Raw genomic sequence first — 19,694 nt, forward strand, 5'->3', positions numbered from 1 at the left:
GGCTCATCCTGCCGTAAGCAGTTCGGATTTGACTTCGTCCAACACACGCTTGCCTTCGGCGCCCTGAATACGGGCGATATCGTCCTGATATTTCAGCAAGGTGCCGAGCGTATCCGAAACCGTTTCCGGATCGAGAGCCAGCCGATCGAGTTCCGTTAAAGCGGTGGCCCAGTCGATTGTCTCGGCAACGCCCGGATTCTTGAAAAGGTCGAGCGTACGCAGCTTCTGCACATAGGCGACGATCTGGCGCGACAGCACTTCATTGCAGCCAGGCACCTTGCGGCGGATAATCTCAAGCTCCTGCTCGGCCTCAGGATAATCGACCCAATGATAGAGACAGCGTCGTTTCAAGGCGTCATGCACTTCGCGCGTCCGGTTGGTTGTGATGATGACGATAGGCGGCTCTGCTGCCCGGATCGTCCCGAGTTCCGGCACAGTCACCTGAAAATCCGACAGCACTTCCAGCAGGAATGCCTCGAAAGCCTCGTCGGTGCGATCAAGCTCGTCGATCAGGAAAACAGGTGCACGCCCGCCGACACCGGACAGTGCCTGCAATACCGGCCGGCGGATCAGATAGCGCTCGGAAAAGATGTCGGCTTCGATACGGTCGCGGTCCGTGAGGCCGGATGCTTCCGCGAGACGGATTTCCAACATTTGTGCCGGATAGTTCCATTCGTAGACGGCCGAGGAAACATCCAGACCTTCATAGCATTGGAGGCGGATCAGCGGCCGATCGAGCGCCTTCGCCAAGACCTTGGCGATCTCTGTCTTGCCGACACCGGCTTCGCCCTCCAGAAAGAGCGGCCGCTTCATCTTCAATGCGAGAAACAAAACGGTGCCGAGCGCGCGACCGGCCAGATAGTCATGGGCGCCGAGCAACGCCATCGTCTCATCGATGGAACTCGGCAGCGAAAGTATTGTCTGATCCGCCATGATAACTCCCTTGCAGGGGTTATAGCGTGTGATAGCCCCGGTTCATATAGAGGAGTGCCGGCTTTGGTTCGCTATAGCGTAGAGCCATCACCTCGCCGAAGATGATATTGTGTGTGGAGGCCTGCTTGATCTCGATCACGCGGCAATCGAAGGCCGCAAGAGCATCGGCAAGCACTGGCGCACCCGTCACCAGCGTCTCGAACTTGCCGGCAGCGAAGCGCTCATCGACGGTCAGTTGCGCCTTGCCGGAAAAGGCGTCGGCCAAGGCTTGATGATCTGCGCCGAGCGAGTTTAGGGCGAAAATGCCGCTTTTGAAGAAGATCTCGTTCTTGGCGTTGCTGTTGTTGAGGCAGATCAGAACCGTCGCCGGGCTATCCGACACCGAGCACGCGGCCGTGATCGTCACGCCGCGCCGCTCCGCACCGAGCGCCGTCGTCACCAGTTGCACATGCCCCGCATAGCGGCTCATGGCATCGCGATAAAGCGCCGGGTCCATACGTTGCCTGTCTAGCACCACCGTCTCCTTTGTTGAGTCGTGCTTGCCTAACATTCAATATGACGGTCAGGTGTTAGCTTTTCTACAATAGCATTATTGAAAACAGAGCGATTTTGCTGCTTTTTCTTTGACGATGCCCCGCAGACGGATAAATAGGGCAGGAAAATTGTCCGGGATACTCCATCGATGAACCTTCTGCGCCGCCTTCCGCTCTTGCTTGCGCTGCTTTCGGCGGCCAGCAGCAGCTATGCCGCAGGAATTCACATCGGCGTCGTCGCACCGCAGGATGGCAATTTCGCTGCGCTCGGGGCCGAGATAATTGCTGGTGCAAATTTCGTGATCCAGGCCCAAAAGGATACGGCGACCGTGGTCAACGAGCCTTGTACCGAGGATGGCGGCCGCGCCGCAGCAGAAGCGCTGATAGCCGCCAAAGCACAAGTCGCAATCGGCTTTCTCTGCACGGAAACCTTGGAGGGAGCGCTGCCGCGCCTCAAGGATGCCGGCATTCCCGTCATCACCGTTTCGGTACGCTCGCGCATCCTCATGGAAGATGCGTTGAAGAATGGCTGGCCGCTCTTTCGCCTCGCGCCGGTCGATAGCGCCGAAGCGGCCGTGGCAATCGATACCATTTTGAAAAATTGGGCCGCGGAACCGATGGCGCTGATCGATGACGGTACGATACACGGCCGCGAACTGGTCGGCGCGATCCGCAATGCGCTCGAGGAGAAGGGGCTGAAACCGGTGTTCACCGATACCTATCGCCCCGGTCAGGATCAGCAGATCGCCCTGGTGAGGCGCTTGAAGAAGGCCGGCGCAACACGCGTCTTCATCGGCGGCGACCGCAGCGATGTTGCCGTGATCGCACGCGACGCCAAGAGCGAGAACATCCCCCTAGTCCTGATGGGCGGCGATGCCATGCGTGCCGCAGATCAGCCTCTTCCCTTGCTGGAGGGTGTGCAGGCAATTGCGCTGCCCGACTATGCCAGCTTGCCGGCAGCCCAGTCTACCGTACAGGCGATGCGCGCGGCTGGCATCGAACCTGATGGTTATACTCTGCCGGCCGCAGCAGCGGCTCAGATCGCCAGCCAGGCAGCCAACAGCGCCAAGGCGGACAATAAACCCATTGCCGAAAAGCTCGTGGGAACAGTTTTCCAAACAGCGATCGGTCCGATCTCGTTCGGACAGAACCACGAATTGACCGAAAATCCCTATCGCCTGCTGGAATGGCGGGGCAATGCCTTCGTGCCGGTGACGCCATCGAACTGAGGCAAGCCGTTCTGGCGGTTGTTTGCCCGCGATAGCGGTGCTAATCCAGGCGCGAAATAATCAGTTGGAGCTCAGCTACCCATGACCTTGCCGATCCGTATTGCCCCTTCCATTCTCGCCGCCGACTTCGCCAAGCTCGGGCAGGAAGTCAAGGATGTGACCGAAGCCGGTGCCGACTGGATCCATCTCGACGTTATGGACGGCCATTTCGTGCCGAACATCTCCTTTGGCGCCGATGTCATCAAGGCACTGCGCCCCTATACGACCGCGACCTTCGACTGCCACCTGATGATTTCGCCGGCGGATCCCTATCTGGAAGCCTTCGCCAAGGCCGGCTGCGACCGCATTACGGTTCATGCCGAAGCCGGCGTACATCTCCATCGTTCGCTGCAGACGATCCGCCATCTCGGCAAGAAGGTCGGCGTCACCCTCAACCCGGCAGCGCCGCTTTCCGTGCTGGAAAACGTGCTCGATGATATCGACCTGATTTTGATCATGTCGGTCAATCCGGGCTTCGGTGGCCAGAAGTTCATTCCGGCCATGGCTGATAAAATCCGCAATGCCAAGTCCCTGATCGGTGACCGTCCGATCGAACTGGAAGTCGATGGCGGTGTCTCCGTTGAAACGGCCCCTCTGATCACCGCTTCCGGTGCTAACGTCCTCGTTGCCGGTTCGGCGATCTTCAAGGGCGAATCGGTCGATGCCTACAGGCAGACGATCAGCGATCTCCGGGCGGCCGCCGAACGAGGCCGCGTTGGATCAAACTAACCCGACCAACACCTTCATCGCGACGGCGGGCCGGACACGGACCGTCGCCTCGCATTGCCTTGAAGTTCTCGGCTGTGCGATCTGCTGGGGTGCGGCCATGTCCGCCTCGGCGGTCGCGGCGCTCTATTTGCGCAACGGGCTACTGACCAGCCACCTTGGCGCGCTTACCCTCGTCTACTTCTTCGGCGGCGCCCTCTCCTGGCCCATCCTCGTGCCGCTCACCCAGCGTTTTGCCCGTCGGCGGCCGACCAGCGCGTGTTTTGCCGCCTTCTTTCTGGGCCTCTCCATCGGCACTGTGGCCATGACGGCCTTCCTCTTCGCCATGGACTATCGCTGGTTCTATTCGCGCTGGCACGCGCCATTCGGTTCGCTTATCTGGATCTTCCAGTTCCTGTTCACCGGCGCCAGCGCCGTCTACCAGTTCGCCGTCCTCGGCCTGACCTTGTTTCTGCCATTCGGCCTGCTATGCCTGACAGCCGTTTCGGCCTATCTTGCGCGACGGGCGCGTTGAAGTCCCGCTAAACATTGTGCCCATGAAACATTGTGATTACCGCCCGTCTTTGTTATGGGGGCGCCGAGTTCTCCTGTCCCGTTAGCCAAGAAAGCTTTGAGCCTATGATCCCGCGCTACTCCCGACCGGAAATGGTCGCCATCTGGTCTCCCGAAACCAAGTTCCGTATCTGGTTCGAGATCGAGGCCCATGCCTGTGACGCGCTGGCCGCGCTCGGCGTCATTCCGAAATCGGCGGCGGATACGATCTGGGAAAAGGGTGGCAAGGCAACCTTCGATGTCGCCCGCATCGACGAGATCGAGGCCGTCACCAAGCACGACGTCATTGCCTTCCTGACACATCTGGCCGAAATCGTCGGACCCGATGCCCGCTTCGTCCACCAGGGCATGACCTCCTCGGACGTGCTCGATACCTGCTTCAACGTCCAGCTCGTGCGCGCAAGCGACCTGCTCATCGCCGATATCGACAAGCTGCTGGAAGCCCTGAAGCGCCGCGCCTTCGAGCACAAGGACACCGTCACGATAGGCCGTTCGCACGGCATCCATGCCGAACCCACCACCTTCGGCGTCAAACTGGCGCTCGCCTATGCCGAATTCGAGCGCTGCAAGCAGCGCCTGATTGCGGCGCGCGAGGAAGTCGCCACCTGCGCCATTTCTGGCGCCGTCGGCACTTTCGCCAACATCGATCCCCGTGTTGAGGAACATGTCGCAGCCGCTCTCGGCCTGAAGCCTGAGCCGGTTTCGACCCAGGTTATCCCGCGCGACCGCCATGCGATGTTCTTCGCCACGCTCGGTGTCGTCGCCTCCTCGATCGAGCGTCTCGCCACCGAAATCCGCCATCTGCAGCGCACCGAAGTTCTGGAAGCCGAAGAATATTTCTCGCCGGGCCAGAAAGGTTCGTCGGCCATGCCGCATAAGCGCAATCCGGTGCTGACGGAAAACCTGACGGGCCTCGCCCGTATGGTCCGCTCCTATTCGATCCCGGCGATGGAAAACGTCGCCCTATGGCACGAGCGCGATATCTCGCACTCTTCCGTCGAACGCATGATCGGCCCCGACGCGACCGTCACGCTCGATTTCGCGCTGGCCCGCATCACCAATGTCATCGACAAGCTTCTCGTCTACCCGGACAATATGATGAAGAATTTGAACAAGTTCCGCGGGCTTGTTCATTCGCAGCGCGTGCTGCTGGCGCTGACCCAGGCCGGCGTGTCCCGCGAGGATTCCTATCGGCTCGTCCAGCGCAATGCCATGAAGGTCTGGGAGGAAGGCAAGGACTTCCTTGAGGAGCTGCTGGCAGACCAGGAAGTACGCGCCGCCCTTTCGGAAGCAGATATCCGCGAAAAGTTCGACCTCGGCTATCATACCAAGCATGTCGACACGATCTTCAAGCGGGTTTTCGGCTAGGATTTCCCGTCTCTGATTTTGCTTTACTTGAGGCGGTGCGGTTGATGCGCCGCCTCTTTCTTTTGTTGGGGGATTCAGTCGCGATAACGCGATCATGCTCGACGCTCTCGCAAGCCTTGCCTTGATGTTGTCCATCGTCGCGCTTTGCCGCCTTTTCGACCAGCCGGTCGAGGTGTTTCAGATCCTCTTCATCAAGATTCTCGATCCCGACAAAGCGGTTCTCGGCCGCGCTCGTCAGGATCAGTTCATTGAGCTTGGCTTGAATGGCCCGCGTATCCCGCGTCTGCGCGTTCTGAAGCAGAAAAACCATCAGGAAGGTGACGATCGTCGTGCTGGTGTTGATGACCAGTTGCCACGTGTCGGAATAACCGAAGATCGGCCCGGTGGCTCCCCAAACGACCACCGAAAGCAGCGCCAGCACGAAGATGGCCGGTTTGCCGGTCCATTCCGAAACAACAACCGCGAAACGAGTGAAAATATGCGTAAGTCGCGCCATGATCCGCATCTCCTGATGATGCGGATCAACGTAGGAAACCGCGCCGCGGTTCCAATGATGACGGCTTCAGCCTATGCCGGTCTGTCTAGTTCCCGGTCAAAATCAGCTTTCGATAGAGATGCCAGGATGCGTGACCGAGAACAGGCATGACGACCGCCAGTCCGGCAAAGATCGGGATAGTGCCGATGACGAGCAACGCCGTCACGATCAAGCCCCAGACCGCGATCGGTACCGGATTGGTCAGCGTCGCCCGGATGCTCGCATCGACCGCGGCAACGACACCGACGTCGCGATCCAGCAGCAGCTGGAACGTAACGACCGTTGTCGCCAGCGCGACGAGAGCGAAGAGGAAGCCGATCAGATCGCCCCAAAGCATCATCGCCATACCCTCGCGCGTCGTCAGCACGCTCGACACGAAGGATGAAAGCGTCGGAGGGACACCATCGCCGAAATAGATGAAGTAGATGCTCTGCGCCACCAAGAGCCAGACAATGAACAGACCGAACAGCATGAGGCCGGCAACGATGATCGACGGCAAGGCCGATGAGAAACGCACGTCGAACGCATGGCTCCATGACGTATCCAGCCCCTTTTCCCGCCGCCTGCTGATCTCGTAGAGGCCTATCGCGGCCAAAGGCCCTAGCAAGGCGAAGCCGGACATCAGCGGAAACAGCAATGGCAGCAGATTCTGGTCGGTGCTCCAGATCGCCAGCGCAATGCCGGCAATCGGATACATCAGGCACAGAAAAACATAATGCGATGGCTTTTCGCTGAAATCGTCCAGCCCCATCTTCAGGGCGTCGACGAGATCGGCGATACCGATCTTACGGATGGCGGGGCGCGTAAAAGTGTGGTCTGCTCCAGCCATGACGTGAAAGGCCGTCATAATGCTCTCCTCCTCAACCGTGGTGCTCGGCTGGCGGTGCAAGATGGCGGCAAACGGGGCGCCGACATCGTCATTCGCTACCGGCAGCGGCAATCCTATCAAATTTTGCCGCAATTGTCGCCTTTTTCCCTTGACAGTTGGGCTCCCCTTTTCCACATCGGCGAAATCATGAAAGCCTCCGACGCAAACATCCTCATCATCCCCGGCTATACGAATTCCGGCCCCGACCACTGGCAGACGCGCTGGGAGCAGAAGCTCTCGACCGCACGGCGCGTGGAACAGGCGGAATGGTCGAAGCCCGTGCGCGACGATTGGGTGGCCCGCATTGCGGAAGAAGTGAATGCCTCGGACAAGCCCGTCGTCCTGGTCGCGCATTCGCTCGGCGTTCCCTCGGTGATCCATGCGATTCCGCATTTCCGCAACAAGGTCGCTGGCGCCTTCTTCGTCGCGCCGCCCGATGTCGCCAATCCGGCCATCCGGCCAAAGCATCTGATGACGTTCGGCCCCTATCCGCGCGATCCCCTGCCGTTCCCATCGATAACGATCGCAAGCCGCAACGATCCCTTCGGCAGCTACGAACATGCGGATGATATTGCCAACAGCTGGGGCTCGCTGCTGATCGATGCCGGCGAATCCGGCCATATCAATACTGAATCCGGTCACGGCCCCTGGCCGGAGGGTACTATGGTCTTTTCGAAGTTTCTCAGCCAGCTGAAGCCGTAGTATTATTCATAAACGATGATGAATGGAGGCATGCCTCGCCTCACTAGCCTGTGAAGTACCTAGCAGCTTCATTCCATCGTCAGATAAAAGCCTGTAAAACAGGCCATGACTGGACCCCGAATCTTGCATTGGCACCCCGCCAAGGCCGGAATTCGGAGGAAGGAGGCGCAGGCGGATTGTGAATTCGCTTCTTATCCGTTATGGGGACGCCCACATACGATCCACTTGCGCTGTCCCATGAGCGCCAAAGACAGAGAACAATACCAATGAACCGTCGCCGCCGTATTTACGAGGGCAAGGCCAAGATCCTTTACGAGGGGCCTGAGCCGGGCACGCTGATCCAGTTCTTCAAGGACGACGCCACCGCCTTCAACAAGAAGAAGCACGAAGTCATCGATGGCAAGGGCGTTCTGAACAATCGCATCTGCGAATATATCTTCAGCCATCTGAACAAGATCGGCATTCCCACCCATTTCATCCGCCGCCTCAACATGCGCGAGCAGCTGATCAAGGAAGTGGAGATGATTCCGCTCGAGATCGTCGTGCGCAACGTTGCCGCCGGCTCGCTCGCCAAGCGCCTCGGCATCGAGGAAGGCGTGGTTCTGCCGCGTTCGATCATCGAATTCTATTACAAGTCCGACGCGCTCGAAGATCCGATGGTTTCAGAAGAGCACATCACCGCCTTCGGCTGGGCCAATCCGGCCGAACTCGATGACATCATGGCGCTCGCCATCCGCGTCAACGATTTCATGACCGGTCTTTTCCTCGGCGTCGGCATCCAGCTCGTCGATTTCAAGATCGAATGCGGCCGCCTGTTCGAAGGCGACATGATGCGCATCATCCTCGCCGACGAAATCTCGCCGGACTCTTGCCGTCTCTGGGATATCGAAACCCGGGAAAAGATGGACAAGGACCGCTTCCGTCGCGACATGGGCGGCCTGCTCGAAGCCTATTCCGAAGTGGCTCGCCGCCTCGGCATCATCAATGAAAACGAACCCGTGCGCGGCACGGGCCCGGTTCTCGTCAAGTAAGTTCAGAAAGGACAATCGTGATCAAGGCTCGTGTAACCGTCACGCTGAAGAACGGCGTTCTCGATCCGCAGGGCAAGGCAATCGAAGGCGCGCTCGGCGCACTCGGCTTTGACGGCGTCCATCAGGTCCGCCAGGGCAAGGTCTTCGATCTCGAGCTTGAAGGCACCGACAAGAACAAGGCGGAAGCCGATCTCAAGGCCATGTGCGAAAAGCTTCTCGCCAATACGGTCATCGAGAACTTCAGCATTTCGATCGACTGATCGTCCTCTTTCGCGAGCCATTCTTCCTTTGTCTGAGGCAATGGAGTATGGCTCACGAAGCACTTCCAGCGATTATCCCTTTGCCTATTGCGGGACCAGCATCATGAAATCAGCAGTCGTCCAACTTCCAGGCCTCAATCGCGATCGCGACATGATCGCGGCGCTGACCAAGATTTCCGGCCAGGCGCCCGTAACGGTCTGGCAGACTGAGACCGAGATTCCGGATGTCGATCTGATCGTCATTCCCGGCGGTTTCTCTTACGGCGATTATCTGCGCTGCGGCGCGATTGCGGCCCGCATGCCGATCATGCAAGCGATCAAGGACAAGGCCGACAAGGGCGTCAAGGTCTTGGGGGTCTGCAATGGTTTCCAGATCCTGCTCGAAGCCGGCATGCTGCCGGGCGCATTGATGCGCAACGCCTCGCTGAAATTCGTCTGCCGTGAAGTGAAATTGGAAGTCGTCAATGCCGAGACGGACTTCACCGCCGCCTATGCCAAGGGCCAAATCATCCGCAGCCCGGTCGCACATCACGACGGCAATTATTTCGCCGATGCCGACACGCTGAAGGCGATCGAGGACAATGGCCAGGTGGTCTTCCGCTACGCCGAAGGCACGAACCCCAACGGCTCCGTCAATGACATTGCCGGTGTCATGAACGCCAAGGGCAACGTGCTCGGTATGATGCCGCATCCGGAGAACCTGATCGAGGCGGCCCATGGCGGTAGCGATGGCCGCGGCCTCTTCGCCTCCGCGCTTGGCGTGGTCGCAGCCTGATAACGGCCGATCCACTATCGGAACCATAAAATCGGCGTCTTTGCATAGAACAGCAGGGCGCCGCAAAGCGGCCCGATACACATTAGCAGACCAGCCCTAACCGCCTCATTGGAAAGAGATTGATGCGCCCTCGCCTCCTGACAGGACTTTATTCCGCCGCTGCCATTGCGATGCTTGGGCTGTTGGTCACCTCTTGCGGCCCGCGTCCGCCGAGCATCGCGGCGACCGATCACAGCGCCCTGTCGACGATGGAGCGCATCATGCTCAATGCCAATACCTGCTGGTTCAAGTCTTCGGACCCGGCTTTCGCGAGTTATCAGCTCGCTCCGGAGCTCAACTCCTTCACCGGTCGCCCGCGCATCCTCGTGGTCGACAAGAAGCATCCGACCGGCCGGCCATCGCTCGTTGTGCAAGCGGAAGGCAATCCCGCGCAATTGCAGGCCTTCGGTCCGATGATGTCGGGCGCCTCCGGCGGCCGCATTACGGGCGACGTCAACCGTTGGGCTGGTGGCTCGAAGGCTTGCAGCTAGGCTGATGACTCGAGGCTTTCCGCTTCATGCGGAAACCTCGCAGCCAACGCATGACGTGCCCTCTAATAATCAGGGATCATTGTCATGGACAGATTTATCATTCTTTCGGGCTGCTCCGGCGGCGGCAAATCGACGTTGCTGGAGGCGCTCAAGCGACGTGGTCACCACGTCGTCGAGGAGCCGGGCCGCCGCATCGTCGTCGAGGAATTGGAGGGCGACGGATCGGCCCTGCCATGGGCCGATGCGCCGGCATTTGCCCGTCGGGCGATCGCCACGTCGCTGACTGACCGCGAGAAAGCGGCGCAATTATCCGGCTTGGTCTTTTTCGACAGAGGATTGATCGATGCCGCATCGGCGCTCGAACATTTGACGGGCGAACCGGCCCTGGCTTCGCTCGGCCAATTGCACCGCTACAACCGACATGTCTTCCTGACGCCGCCATGGCCGGAAATCTATGTTGGCGATCGCGAGCGGAGACACGATCTTGCGGCGGCGGTTGCAGAGTATGACCGGCTGACCGCCGCCTATCCCACGCTCGGCTATGAAGTCCATATCCTGCCGAAAATCGGCGTCGAGGAACGCGCCGATTTTGTTCATTCCGTTCTGGGTGTCAATTAGACGCCAGACAGCTTGATGCCCATATTGGCTCAGCCCACTCAATCCCAGAAGAATGACTTACTGACTTCCTTTGCCGCCTCGCGACGCGTCAGGCCGATATCGTGTAACTGATCATCGGTCAGATCTCTTAGAACACGCCGTCCCTCGCGCTTCTCCAGCCAATCCCAATAGGACGTCCAGAGCCGGCGCAACATATGCGGCCTTGGCTGCGCCGCTCTAATTCCCACGCCCGCCGCGCAGGGGGCTCCCGCTTCGGTCGAACAGATTGTAGCCATTGTACTCATCTTCATTTCCACATGATGGTGACAATTTCGATGCATCGAGCCAAGCGATGCGAATTGACTCATACCCTTGACTCGACGACAGGGACAATCTAGGAAATTGTCATTATGACAAATTGGCTTCCTGACATTTCCAGCGGAACCGGTCCGGTCTATATCCGCGTCGCCGATGCCATCGAACACGCGATTACCCACGGCGTCTTGCCGCCCGGCACCAAGCTGCCGCCGCAGCGCAATCTCGCCTATGATATCGGCGTGACCATCGGCACGATCAGCCGAGCCTATGCCCTCGTGCATGAACGCGGTCTGGTCGCCGGCGAAGTCGGCCGCGGCACCTATGTTCTGGAACGTTCGAACGGCAAGCAGATCGAACTCGTGGATCCGATCACGCAGGCGCTCGCCGGCACCCGCGGCCTGAATACGCCGGATGCCAAGATCCGCTTCGATACGACCGCCGCTCCCGATATCGGCCAGGGTGTAATCATCGGCAAGCTCTTCGCCGACATCAGCAGCGAGCACCAGACGGAGATCTCCTCCTATTCAAGGAACTTCCCGGCGAGCTGGTTCCAGGCGGGACAGATCTGGCTTGCCCGCAACGGCTGGCAGCCGGCAATCGAGACAATCGTGCCGACGCTCGGCGCGCATGCCGCCGCCATAGCAGTCATTTCCGCCGTCACCTCCCCGGGCGACAAGATCGTCTTCGAGAACCTCACCTATACGCAGATCAGCCGGGCAGCCCGCCTGCTCGGACGCCGCTCGATCCTGGTGGATTCGGACGAGCATGGAATGATCCCGGAGGATTTCGAGCGCCTGTGTCAGCAGCAGCATCCGCGCCTCGCCTTCCTGATGCCGACAGCCCATAATCCCACTCTGGTAACAATGCCCGAGGCAAGACGCCGCGCGATTGCCGCCATTGCGCGCCGCCATAGTGTCTGGCTGATCGAGGACGATCTCTATGGCGGCATGACCGGCGACCAGAACCCGCTTATGGCCGCCATTGCGCCGGAGCGGACTTTTGTCGTCAGCAGCCTTTCGAAATCGGTGACAGCCGGCGTGCGCGGCGGCTGGGTGGCCTGCCCGCCGCATTTCGCCCAGCGCATCAAAGTCACGCACAAGATGACGACGGGCGGCCTGCCCTTCATATTGGCCGAAACCTGTGCCCGGCTCGTGCTGGGCGGTCACGCTCTGGAACTGCGCCGCAAATCCGTCGAAGAGATCAAGGCCCGTGAGCAATTGGCGCGTGAGGCATTATCGGGCTTCGAGTTCCAGTCGCATCCCCATCTGCCATTCCTATGGCTGAAGCTGCCGGAACCCTGGCTTTCGGGTACATTCAAGAATGCAGCGCTCTCCGAAGGCGTGCTCATTGATGATGAGGACGAATTCAAGGCGGCGCGAATCGACAAGGTTTATCATCGCGTCCGCGTCGCCTTTTCATCGCCACCACAGCGAAAAGATGTTGCGGCCGGCTTCATGACATTACGCAGGTTGTTGGAAAACGGCTCATCCGGTTACGATAGTCACATTTAAGCAAGCCTTATCAATTTATCGACAGACATATTGCGCAAATGCGATTTCGGCGTCTCGACTCTTAGCGCGCTACCATTCTATCAATGAAAAATGAGGATTCGCCCGCCACAGCAGGGGGAGTGCATGGCTATTGCAAGCTTTTTCAGCAAGCGTTTAGTTTCGAGTTTTCTGGTAATCAGTTCGGTATTTGTTGCAGGTCAATCGACCGCAACCGCCGCAGATGCGGTGACAGCTACTCCCGCCGCTCCAGTCAAGATTTTTGACGAATTGCGTTTCGGCGCGAGCGGCTCCATCCAGAACGGCAACGAGCATGAAAGCGGTGTCTTCCCGGATGTCCAGGTACTTTTCAATCCGTTCGGCTATAATCCGACAGCAGATTGGAAGGATCAGCTGACGCATCCGCGTATCCACGTAGGCACATCGATCGGCACGTCAGGCTCCGCGACGCAGGTCTATGGTGGCCTTTCCTGGACGCTGACCCACAGCAACGGCATCTTCACCGAACTCGGCTTCGGCGGCACGGTGCACACGGGTAACCTGGACGACTGGCGAGAGCACGGTCCGATGCTCGGCTGCCGCCTGCTCTTCCACGAATATGCCGGCCTCGGCTACAATTTCGACAGCCATTGGAACGTAATGGCGCAGATCGCGCACTCGTCGCATGCGAATCTTTGCGATGGCCCTAACGGCGGCATGACGCGCGCCGGTATCATGGTCGGCTACAAATTCTGACCTTGCGAAGCGGCCGCCCATGGCCGCACGCTTGATTTCCGCTACATCCATACCGGCGTGTTGTGAACGCCGGTGATTTTCCTGTCGCACGACAGGGAGACTTGCGCTAAAGAGACCCCGATCCCTGACCGGTCTTCCAATCCTTTACAGGCAAGGACACTCGAGCGCCCATGACCATTTCCAATTCGATCCAGATCACTCCCGAACTGATTGCCGCCCACGGCCTCAAGCCGGATGAATATCAGCGCATTCTGGATCTGATCGGCCGCGAGCCCACGTTCACCGAGCTCGGCATTTTTTCGGCCATGTGGAACGAGCACTGCTCCTACAAATCCTCCAAGAAGTGGCTCCGTACTCTGCCGACCAAGGGACCGCGCGTCATCCAGGGCCCGGGTGAGAACGCAGGCGTGGTCGACATCGACGATGGCGACTGCGTCGTCTTCAAGATGGAGAGCCACAATCACCCCTCTTACATCGAGCCGTATCAGGGCGCTGCGACCGGCGTCGGCGGCATTCTGCGCGATGTCTTCACCATGGGCGCCCGCCCGATCGCCGCCATGAACGCCCTGCGCTTCGGCGAGCCGGACCATCCGAAGACCCGCCACCTCGTCTCCGGCGTCGTTGCCGGCGTTGGCGGCTACGGCAATTCCTTCGGCGTGCCGACGGTCGGCGGCGAAGTCGAGTTCGATGCGCGCTACAACGGCAATATCCTGGTCAACGCCTTTGCGGCCGGCCTTGCCAAGTCCAATGCCATCTTCCTGTCGGAAGCCAAGGGCGTCGGCCTGCCGGTCGTCTATCTCGGCGCCAAGACCGGTCGCGATGGCGTCGGCGGCGCGACCATGGCGTCGGCTGAATTCGACGAATTGATCGAGGAAAAGCGGCCGACCGTTCAGGTCGGCGATCCCTTCACCGAAAAGTGCCTGCTGGAAGCCTGCCTGGAGCTGATGCAGACGGGTGCCGTCATCGCCATCCAGGACATGGGTGCCGCCGGCCTCACCTGCTCCGCCGTCGAAATGGGCGCCAAGGGCGACCTTGGCATCGAGCTCGATCTCGACAAGGTGCCGGTGCGCGAAGAGCGGATGACCGCCTATGAAATGATGCTGTCGGAAAGCCAGGAGCGCATGCTCATGGTGCTGCAGCCGGAAAAGGAAGCCATCGCCAAGGCGATCTTCGTCAAATGGGGCCTGGATTTCGCAATCGTCGGCAAGACGACGGATGACCTGCGTTTCCGCGTCATCCATCAGGGCGAGGAAGTCGCCAACCTGCCGATCAAGGATCTCGGCGACCAGGCCCCGGAATATGATCGGCCGTGGCGCGAGTCAGACAAGCGCGCCGCCCTGCCGGCCGATCTCGTGGCCGCGCCGGAAGATTACGGGCAGGCTCTGCTGAAACTCGTTGGCTCCGCCAACCAGTCCAGCCGCCGCTGGGTCTACGAGCAGTACGATACGCTGATCCAGGGTAACTCTCTGCAGCTTCCCGGCGGCGACGCCGGCGTCGTCCGCGTCGAAGGCCATCCGACCAAGGCTCTCGCTTTCTCGTCCGACGTCACACCGCGTTATGTCGAAGCCGATCCGTTCGAGGGCGGCAAGCAGGCCGTCGCCGAATGCTGGCGCAACATTACGGCAACCGGCGCCGAGCCGCTGGCCGCGACCGACAATCTGAACTTCGGCAATCCGGAAAAGCCTGAAATCATGGGCCAGTTCGTCGGCGCCATCAAAGGCATCGGCGAAGCCTGCCGCGCGCTGGATTTCCCGATCGTCTCGGGCAATGTCTCGCTCTACAACGAAACCAATGGCGTCGCGATCCTGCCGACCCCGACCATTGCCGGCGTCGGCCTGCTGCCGGATTGGAAGGCCATGGCCCGCATCGGCTCCGCTTCGGAAGGTGACCACGTTTTGATGATCGGCGTCGACGGCAGCCATCTCGGCTCCTCGATCTATCTGCGCGATATCATCGGCTCGACCGATGGCCCTGCTCCGGAAGTCGATCTCTTCGCCGAACGCCGTAACGGCGATTTCGTGCGCTCGGCCATCCGCAACGGTCAGGTCACGGCCTGCCACGACCTCTCGTCCGGCGGCCTCGCGCTCGCTTTGGCGGAAATGGCGATGGCATCCGGCAAGGGCCTGCGGATCGATCTCGGCGAATGCAAGACATTACCGCATGCAGCCCTGTTCGGCGAGGATCAAGCCCGCTATGTCATCGCCGTTCCGGCCGATGTCGCCGATTTCGTCTGCATCAACGCGGAAAGCGCCGGCATACCCTTCCGCCGCCTTGGTACGGTTGGCGGTGACGCACTCGTCGTCGACGGGCTGTTAACGCTTCCGGTTGAACAGTTGCGCGAGGCGCATGAATCGTGGTTTCCTGCTTTCATGGATGGCGGCGCGCTCGCCGCTGCTGAATAATCGAGGTACCGCTTATGCCAATGAATCCCGGCGATATCGAAGACATGATCAAGGCTGGCATTCCCGGCGCCAAGGTGACGATTCGCGACCTGGCCGGGGATGGCGATCATTATGCCGCCGAAGTTGTCGCGGAAGCCTTCCGCGGCAAGAGCCGGGTGCAGCAGCATCAGATGGTCTACGATGCCCTGAAGGGCAATATGGGCGGCGTGCTGCACGCCCTCGCGCTGCAGACGTCAGCGCCCGACTGAGAGCGCCTGCGCTACTTCGCCGGAGTTGAAGCTCAGCTCCGGCAATCTCTTCGGTGAGAATTCAGCGAAATCCGCAGCCGGCAACGGACCGGCCGTCATCAGCGTGAAATCGAAGAAGGCCCGGAGATCGGGACCGAGCACATATTGCCGGTGAACCCGCAGGAAATCGCGCTTGATCTTCTTGTAGTGCTTTTCCGACAACATCTGCTTGAAGCGCACGAAGAGGATCGAAGCCTGTCGCGCATCTTCGTGCCCGCAAACGGCGGCGACCTTCGTCTTATAAAAATGAATCGCATCCGTCAGGCAATGGACGTCGAGCCAGAAGATATCCTTGCAGCGAGCGATCAACCCGACGCGTGAGCGCAACAACTCTGCCGGCCGCATGAGAGCACATTGCAGGATGGCACTGCCAAGGGTCGTGAATACCACGCGCTTACCCTGCAGCAGGTCCGGCTCGCGCTCCAATAAAAGGCCGACCACATGAGTGGCCACGGACGAGCCCATGCTATGCGAGGAGATGACGAATTCTTCGACGTCGGGCTCATCCAAGGCTTGCCGGACGCTGACGGCGCTCGCTTCCAGCCATTGTTCTGCGCCTATTCCGTTCAGCCCCGCCATCGCGACTGCCATTTCCCAGTCGGAGAAGAGATGCAGAGTATGCAGCTTCTCGGCCTGCGGCAGGAAGACATAGACGAAGAAGGCGACCGCGAGCGCGATACTGCCGATATGGCTCCAGGCCGGCAGTCCGAACAGGATTGGCGTAAACGCAATCGACAGGCTGAGAACAAGGCCTACGAGCATCAGCAGAAAGGGAAAGATGAAGAACAGGCCGAACCGCCATGCATGACGGAAATAGCCGGCCATACCGCCCGAAATGGCAACCCTTGCGGCAGCGAGATAGCCTTGGATGAGCCGCGTAAAGAATGGCCTGCCGTTCAGGACGGCAACCAGATCGTTATGATCGACGATATGAATGCGGCTTTGGGTATGCCAATCCGCAGCCGCCGCCGTGACATCAAAATACGGTGCCCTGCCAAAATTCTTCAACTCTCCCACCGAGGCGGAAAAATCCCAGGTGGCGGCGCTCTGCCGGGCGGAACGTTCATAACGAGCCCGATGTGCGGCAGCATCCAGCGGCTCGAAGCCAGGGAAGTGGAGAACCACCCTCTTCTTGATAGAATTCATATTGTAGCCTGTCCCCGGGCGCCAGTAGCACTGATGAAATCTGAAAATCAGCCAAGACCACCGCCTGCTGGCTTTTTCATGGCAGACCGCAACAAATCGTCCAAAAACAAAAAGATAGGGTCAAACGCTTATAATCGCGTCAGCCCGCAGGACGGATACACAATCGTCCTCAGCCGGCTTTTTCGCCATGCCGAGGGGTAAAATCCGAATTCCGGCATATCAGCATTCGCGACGCGGGTATGGAGAGATATCGGCACAGGAGTCCAGCGACGGCGCAGTTATGATTTTTTCGGCGGCCGGCGGCGTGGCCGATTGCGGCGTCGTCGCGGTCGAGGCCCGGTAGCCGAAAGCGATACTCAGAATGAGCACGATGGCGCCGACGGTCACGGTACTGTTCAGAATCGATGCTCGTGGTGTACGCACATGCTCGTAATATTCCCGCTCGCCTTCGCTCGTATCTTCAGAGCTATAAAATTCCCGCTCTTCCCCAACCTGCCCTTCGGAATAGTGATGGTGGCTCATGGAGTCCGCTCCCTCAAGAAATATGCGAATGCAATGCCGACAAGGGACCGATACGCGCCAAATCGCATCAATCGGCAAACTCTAACAAACATACCGATGGTTTGTAAATTAGGTAGCATGCTAATATTCATCGTCCCTTGATTCCAGCTCGATGTGTGTTGTTCAGGTCTGGAGTTGAAGAGGGGATTTTAAAACGCACTGTTCAGAAAAGGCAGTCAATCGACACCTTTTGGACGTTCCTGTTAACGACTGATGCCGAAAATCAATTCATGCGATGAAAAAGATGGCACCTACGTTTTGCCGCTGGAAATCAAACCGGGCGCTTGCTATTTAAGGGACAGATGTAACGCTGCGGACCTTGAGCCCGCATGTGAAAGGAACTGGACAATGAGCGGCATTCAGGAATTCATCGCCAACGAAGTTAAGAACAACGACGTCGTTCTCTTCATGAAAGGCACCCCCCAGTTCCCGCAGTGTGGTTTCTCCGGCCAGGTGGTCCAGATTCTCGACTATATCGGCGTCGATTATAAGGGCATCAATGTCCTGGCCGACGCTGAAATCCGCCAGGGCATCAAGGACTATTCCAACTGGCCGACCATTCCGCAGCTTTACGTAAAGGGCGAATTCATCGGCGGCTGTGACATCGTGCGCGAAATGTTCCAGGCGGGCGAATTGCAGCAACACCTTCAGGAACACGGCATCAGCGTTCGCGGCGCCGCCTGACCGGGCACCGGGCTCCCCGTCCGGTTTCCATAGTTCAATTTGATCGATAAGGCGCTGCCGCCGGGCGGCGCCCTTGATATGTTTATGGGAATAAAACCGTGACGACTTCATCCCAGGCCATGTCCCATGGGCAACTGCCCATGGGCAAACGCGAGTTCATCGCACTCGCGGCCTTCCTGATGGCGATTAACTCACTCGCAATCGACATCATGCTTCCCGCGCTGCAGCAGATCGGTTCCAGCCTCGGCGTGATGAACGAAAACCATCGGCAATATGTGGTAACAGCCTATCTGATCGGCTTCGGCTCGGCCCAGCTTATCTATGGCCCCTTGTCGGATCGCTTCGGCCGCCGCATGCCACTCTTGATCGGCATCACCATCTACGTGATTTCGGCGTTCGGCATCGCCCTCATCCCGTCTTTCGCCGGTCTGCTGGCGCTCCGCTTCATTCAGGGCCTCGGCTCGGCAGCAACCCGCGTCATCACCGTCTCCATCGTCCGCGACGTGTTCGGCGGCCGCCTGATGGCCGAGGTGATGTCGCTCATCATGATGGTTTTCATGATCGTTCCGGTCATCGCGCCGGGAAGCGGCCAGATCATCCTGCTGGTCAGCACCTGGCACATGATCTTCGTCTTCATCGGCGCCATGGCAACCCTCGTCGGTCTCTGGATGTATTTCCGGCTTCCGGAGACGCTTAAGTCTGAAAATATCCGCCCCCTGACCGTCAGATCGGTTGCCGCCGGCTTCAAGATCGTTCTGACGGACCGGGTAGCACTCTGTTACACCTTGGCGAGCACGTTCCTGTTCGGCGCGTTGTTCGGCTTCATCAATTCCGCCCAGCAGATCTACAACAACATCTACGGCCTTGGCGTCTATACGCCGCTGGCATTCGGCGGCGTGGCGGCGTTCATGGCTCTGTCGTCTTTCGTCAACTCCCAATTCGTCGGCCGGTTCGGCATGCGCCGGCTGTCGCACACGGCCCTGCTCGGCTTTGTCGCCATCACCTTCTGTTGGCTGCTGGTGCAGCTTTACGGACCATCGCCGATGCCGTTCCCTCTGTTCATGGTCTTTTTTGCGCTGGCCATGTTCCAATTCGGCTGGATCGGTTCCAACTTCAACTCTCTCGCGATGGAACCCCTCGGCCACGTCGCCGGCACGGCATCCTCCGTACTCGGCTTTATGAGCACGGTCGGCGGCGCATCGATCGGCGCCTGCATCGGGCAGTTCTATAACGGCACGGCGACACCGATGGTCATCGGCTATTTCGCCGTTTCCCTCATCGGCGTCGTCTTCGTGCTGATTGCCGAAAAGGGAAAGCTGTTCCGCCCGCACAATGCGCCGCCTCCGGCCGACCAGTCCCTCGCTTTACATTGACA

23 protein-coding genes are annotated in these 19,694 nt (G+C 59.3%); 16 read left to right on the plus strand and 7 right to left on the minus strand.

Annotated elements, in window-relative coordinates:
- Positions 1 to 3: 3 nt before the first annotated feature.
- Together I8E17_RS08205 and I8E17_RS08210 are read right to left on the minus strand one after the other, a co-directional pair.
- Entirely contained in the window at positions 4 to 933 is a 930-nt protein-coding gene (locus I8E17_RS08205) for a MoxR family ATPase (RefSeq protein ID WP_069612998.1), read from the minus strand.
- 19 nt (positions 934 to 952) lie between these two features.
- Positions 953 to 1,447, minus strand: a complete 495-nt coding sequence (locus tag I8E17_RS08210) for a flavin reductase (protein WP_069612999.1) — start codon at positions 1,445 to 1,447, stop codon at positions 953 to 955.
- Between the two features lie 168 nt (positions 1,448 to 1,615).
- Between I8E17_RS08210 and I8E17_RS08215 the strand changes: the two genes are divergently transcribed.
- From I8E17_RS08215 to purB, 4 genes are all read left to right on the plus strand, one after another.
- Positions 1,616 to 2,695 carry an ABC transporter substrate-binding protein gene (locus I8E17_RS08215; protein ID WP_069613000.1) on the plus strand — a complete coding sequence of 360 codons (1,080 nt, stop codon included), beginning with the start codon at positions 1,616 to 1,618 and terminating at the stop codon, positions 2,693 to 2,695.
- Between the two features lie 81 nt (positions 2,696 to 2,776).
- Complete coding sequence (rpe, locus tag I8E17_RS08220) at positions 2,777 to 3,463, plus strand: ribulose-phosphate 3-epimerase (protein WP_069613001.1); 687 nt, start codon at positions 2,777 to 2,779, stop codon at positions 3,461 to 3,463.
- A gap of 97 nt (positions 3,464 to 3,560) precedes the next feature.
- A complete protein-coding gene (locus tag I8E17_RS08225; protein WP_229002109.1) occupies positions 3,561 to 3,974 on the plus strand; it encodes a hypothetical protein in 414 nt (137 codons plus the stop codon).
- 104 nt (positions 3,975 to 4,078) lie between these two features.
- Entirely contained in the window at positions 4,079 to 5,380 is a 1,302-nt protein-coding gene (gene purB, locus I8E17_RS08230) for an adenylosuccinate lyase (RefSeq protein WP_069613002.1), read from the plus strand.
- Here the strand turns inward: purB and I8E17_RS08235 are convergent.
- Positions 5,361 to 5,876, minus strand: a complete 516-nt coding sequence (locus I8E17_RS08235) for a low affinity iron permease family protein (protein ID WP_069613003.1) — start codon at positions 5,874 to 5,876, stop codon at positions 5,361 to 5,363. The genes purB and I8E17_RS08235 overlap by 20 nt on opposite strands.
- Before the next feature lie 85 nt (positions 5,877 to 5,961).
- Positions 5,962 to 6,762, minus strand: coding sequence for a DUF2189 domain-containing protein (locus tag I8E17_RS08240; protein WP_069613197.1), 801 nt, complete (start codon positions 6,760 to 6,762; stop codon positions 5,962 to 5,964).
- Positions 6,763 to 6,930: 168 nt separating this feature from the next.
- Between I8E17_RS08240 and I8E17_RS08245 the strand changes: the two genes are divergently transcribed.
- The 6 genes from I8E17_RS08245 to I8E17_RS08270 all read left to right on the plus strand — a co-directional run bounded on the left by I8E17_RS08245 (position 6,931) and on the right by I8E17_RS08270 (position 10,699).
- On the plus strand, positions 6,931 to 7,485 hold the full coding sequence (locus tag I8E17_RS08245; RefSeq protein ID WP_069613004.1) for an alpha/beta hydrolase: 555 nt from the start codon (positions 6,931 to 6,933) through the stop codon (positions 7,483 to 7,485).
- 266 nt (positions 7,486 to 7,751) lie between these two features.
- Positions 7,752 to 8,516, plus strand: a complete 765-nt coding sequence (purC, locus tag I8E17_RS08250; RefSeq protein ID WP_069613005.1) for a phosphoribosylaminoimidazolesuccinocarboxamide synthase — start codon at positions 7,752 to 7,754, stop codon at positions 8,514 to 8,516.
- A gap of 17 nt (positions 8,517 to 8,533) precedes the next feature.
- Positions 8,534 to 8,776 carry a phosphoribosylformylglycinamidine synthase subunit PurS gene (purS, locus tag I8E17_RS08255; protein ID WP_069613006.1) on the plus strand — a complete coding sequence of 81 codons (243 nt, stop codon included), beginning with the start codon at positions 8,534 to 8,536 and terminating at the stop codon, positions 8,774 to 8,776.
- A 103-nt stretch (positions 8,777 to 8,879) separates the two neighbouring features.
- Positions 8,880 to 9,551, plus strand: a complete 672-nt coding sequence (gene purQ, locus I8E17_RS08260; protein ID WP_069613198.1) for a phosphoribosylformylglycinamidine synthase subunit PurQ — start codon at positions 8,880 to 8,882, stop codon at positions 9,549 to 9,551.
- Between the two features lie 122 nt (positions 9,552 to 9,673).
- Complete coding sequence (locus I8E17_RS08265) at positions 9,674 to 10,081, plus strand: hypothetical protein (protein WP_069613007.1); 408 nt, start codon at positions 9,674 to 9,676, stop codon at positions 10,079 to 10,081.
- Between the two features lie 84 nt (positions 10,082 to 10,165).
- Positions 10,166 to 10,699: an AAA family ATPase gene (locus tag I8E17_RS08270; RefSeq protein WP_069613008.1), complete on the plus strand. Its 534-nt coding sequence runs from the start codon at positions 10,166 to 10,168 to the stop codon at positions 10,697 to 10,699.
- Positions 10,700 to 10,737: 38 nt separating this feature from the next.
- Here the strand turns inward: I8E17_RS08270 and I8E17_RS08275 are convergent, their stop codons facing one another.
- On the minus strand, positions 10,738 to 10,983 hold the full coding sequence (locus I8E17_RS08275) for a DUF1127 domain-containing protein (RefSeq protein ID WP_069613009.1): 246 nt from the start codon (positions 10,981 to 10,983) through the stop codon (positions 10,738 to 10,740).
- A gap of 105 nt (positions 10,984 to 11,088) precedes the next feature.
- On the opposite strand from I8E17_RS08275, the gene I8E17_RS08280 reads away from it, so the two are divergent.
- The 4 genes from I8E17_RS08280 (at position 11,089) to I8E17_RS08295 (ending at position 15,889) form a co-directional block, all read left to right on the plus strand.
- On the plus strand, positions 11,089 to 12,507 hold the full coding sequence (locus I8E17_RS08280; protein WP_069613010.1) for a PLP-dependent aminotransferase family protein: 1,419 nt from the start codon (positions 11,089 to 11,091) through the stop codon (positions 12,505 to 12,507).
- A 225-nt stretch (positions 12,508 to 12,732) separates the two neighbouring features.
- Positions 12,733 to 13,239 carry an acyloxyacyl hydrolase gene (locus I8E17_RS08285; RefSeq protein ID WP_307777802.1) on the plus strand — a complete coding sequence of 169 codons (507 nt, stop codon included), beginning with the start codon at positions 12,733 to 12,735 and terminating at the stop codon, positions 13,237 to 13,239.
- Between the two features lie 170 nt (positions 13,240 to 13,409).
- Positions 13,410 to 15,641 (plus strand): phosphoribosylformylglycinamidine synthase subunit PurL, encoded by a 2,232-nt coding sequence (purL, locus tag I8E17_RS08290; RefSeq protein ID WP_113366608.1) that lies wholly within the window; start codon positions 13,410 to 13,412, stop codon positions 15,639 to 15,641.
- A 14-nt stretch (positions 15,642 to 15,655) separates the two neighbouring features.
- Positions 15,656 to 15,889 carry a BolA family transcriptional regulator gene (locus I8E17_RS08295; RefSeq protein WP_004108912.1) on the plus strand — a complete coding sequence of 78 codons (234 nt, stop codon included), beginning with the start codon at positions 15,656 to 15,658 and terminating at the stop codon, positions 15,887 to 15,889.
- Here the strand turns inward: I8E17_RS08295 and I8E17_RS08300 are convergent.
- Positions 15,875 to 17,074, minus strand: a complete 1,200-nt coding sequence (locus tag I8E17_RS08300; RefSeq protein WP_069613013.1) for a hypothetical protein — start codon at positions 17,072 to 17,074, stop codon at positions 15,875 to 15,877. The two genes, I8E17_RS08295 and I8E17_RS08300, sit on opposite strands and share 15 nt — an antisense overlap.
- 219 nt (positions 17,075 to 17,293) lie before the next feature.
- Positions 17,294 to 17,596, minus strand: a complete 303-nt coding sequence (locus I8E17_RS08305) for a hypothetical protein (RefSeq protein ID WP_069613014.1) — start codon at positions 17,594 to 17,596, stop codon at positions 17,294 to 17,296.
- Positions 17,597 to 17,983: 387 nt separating this feature from the next.
- Here I8E17_RS08305 and grxD point away from each other — a divergent pair, with 387 nt between their 5' ends.
- Positions 17,984 to 18,319: a Grx4 family monothiol glutaredoxin gene (gene grxD / locus I8E17_RS08310; RefSeq protein ID WP_047633128.1), complete on the plus strand. Its 336-nt coding sequence runs from the start codon at positions 17,984 to 17,986 to the stop codon at positions 18,317 to 18,319.
- A gap of 140 nt (positions 18,320 to 18,459) precedes the next feature.
- Positions 18,460 to 19,692 carry a multidrug effflux MFS transporter gene (locus I8E17_RS08315; RefSeq protein ID WP_069613015.1) on the plus strand — a complete coding sequence of 411 codons (1,233 nt, stop codon included), beginning with the start codon at positions 18,460 to 18,462 and terminating at the stop codon, positions 19,690 to 19,692.
- The last annotated feature ends 2 nt before the right edge of the window (positions 19,693 to 19,694 follow it).

Origin of the sequence: Rhizobium sp. AB2/73, assembly GCF_020871915.1 — a bacterium.
Classification (GTDB): Bacteria; Pseudomonadota; Alphaproteobacteria; order Rhizobiales; family Rhizobiaceae; genus Rhizobium; species Rhizobium dioscoreae.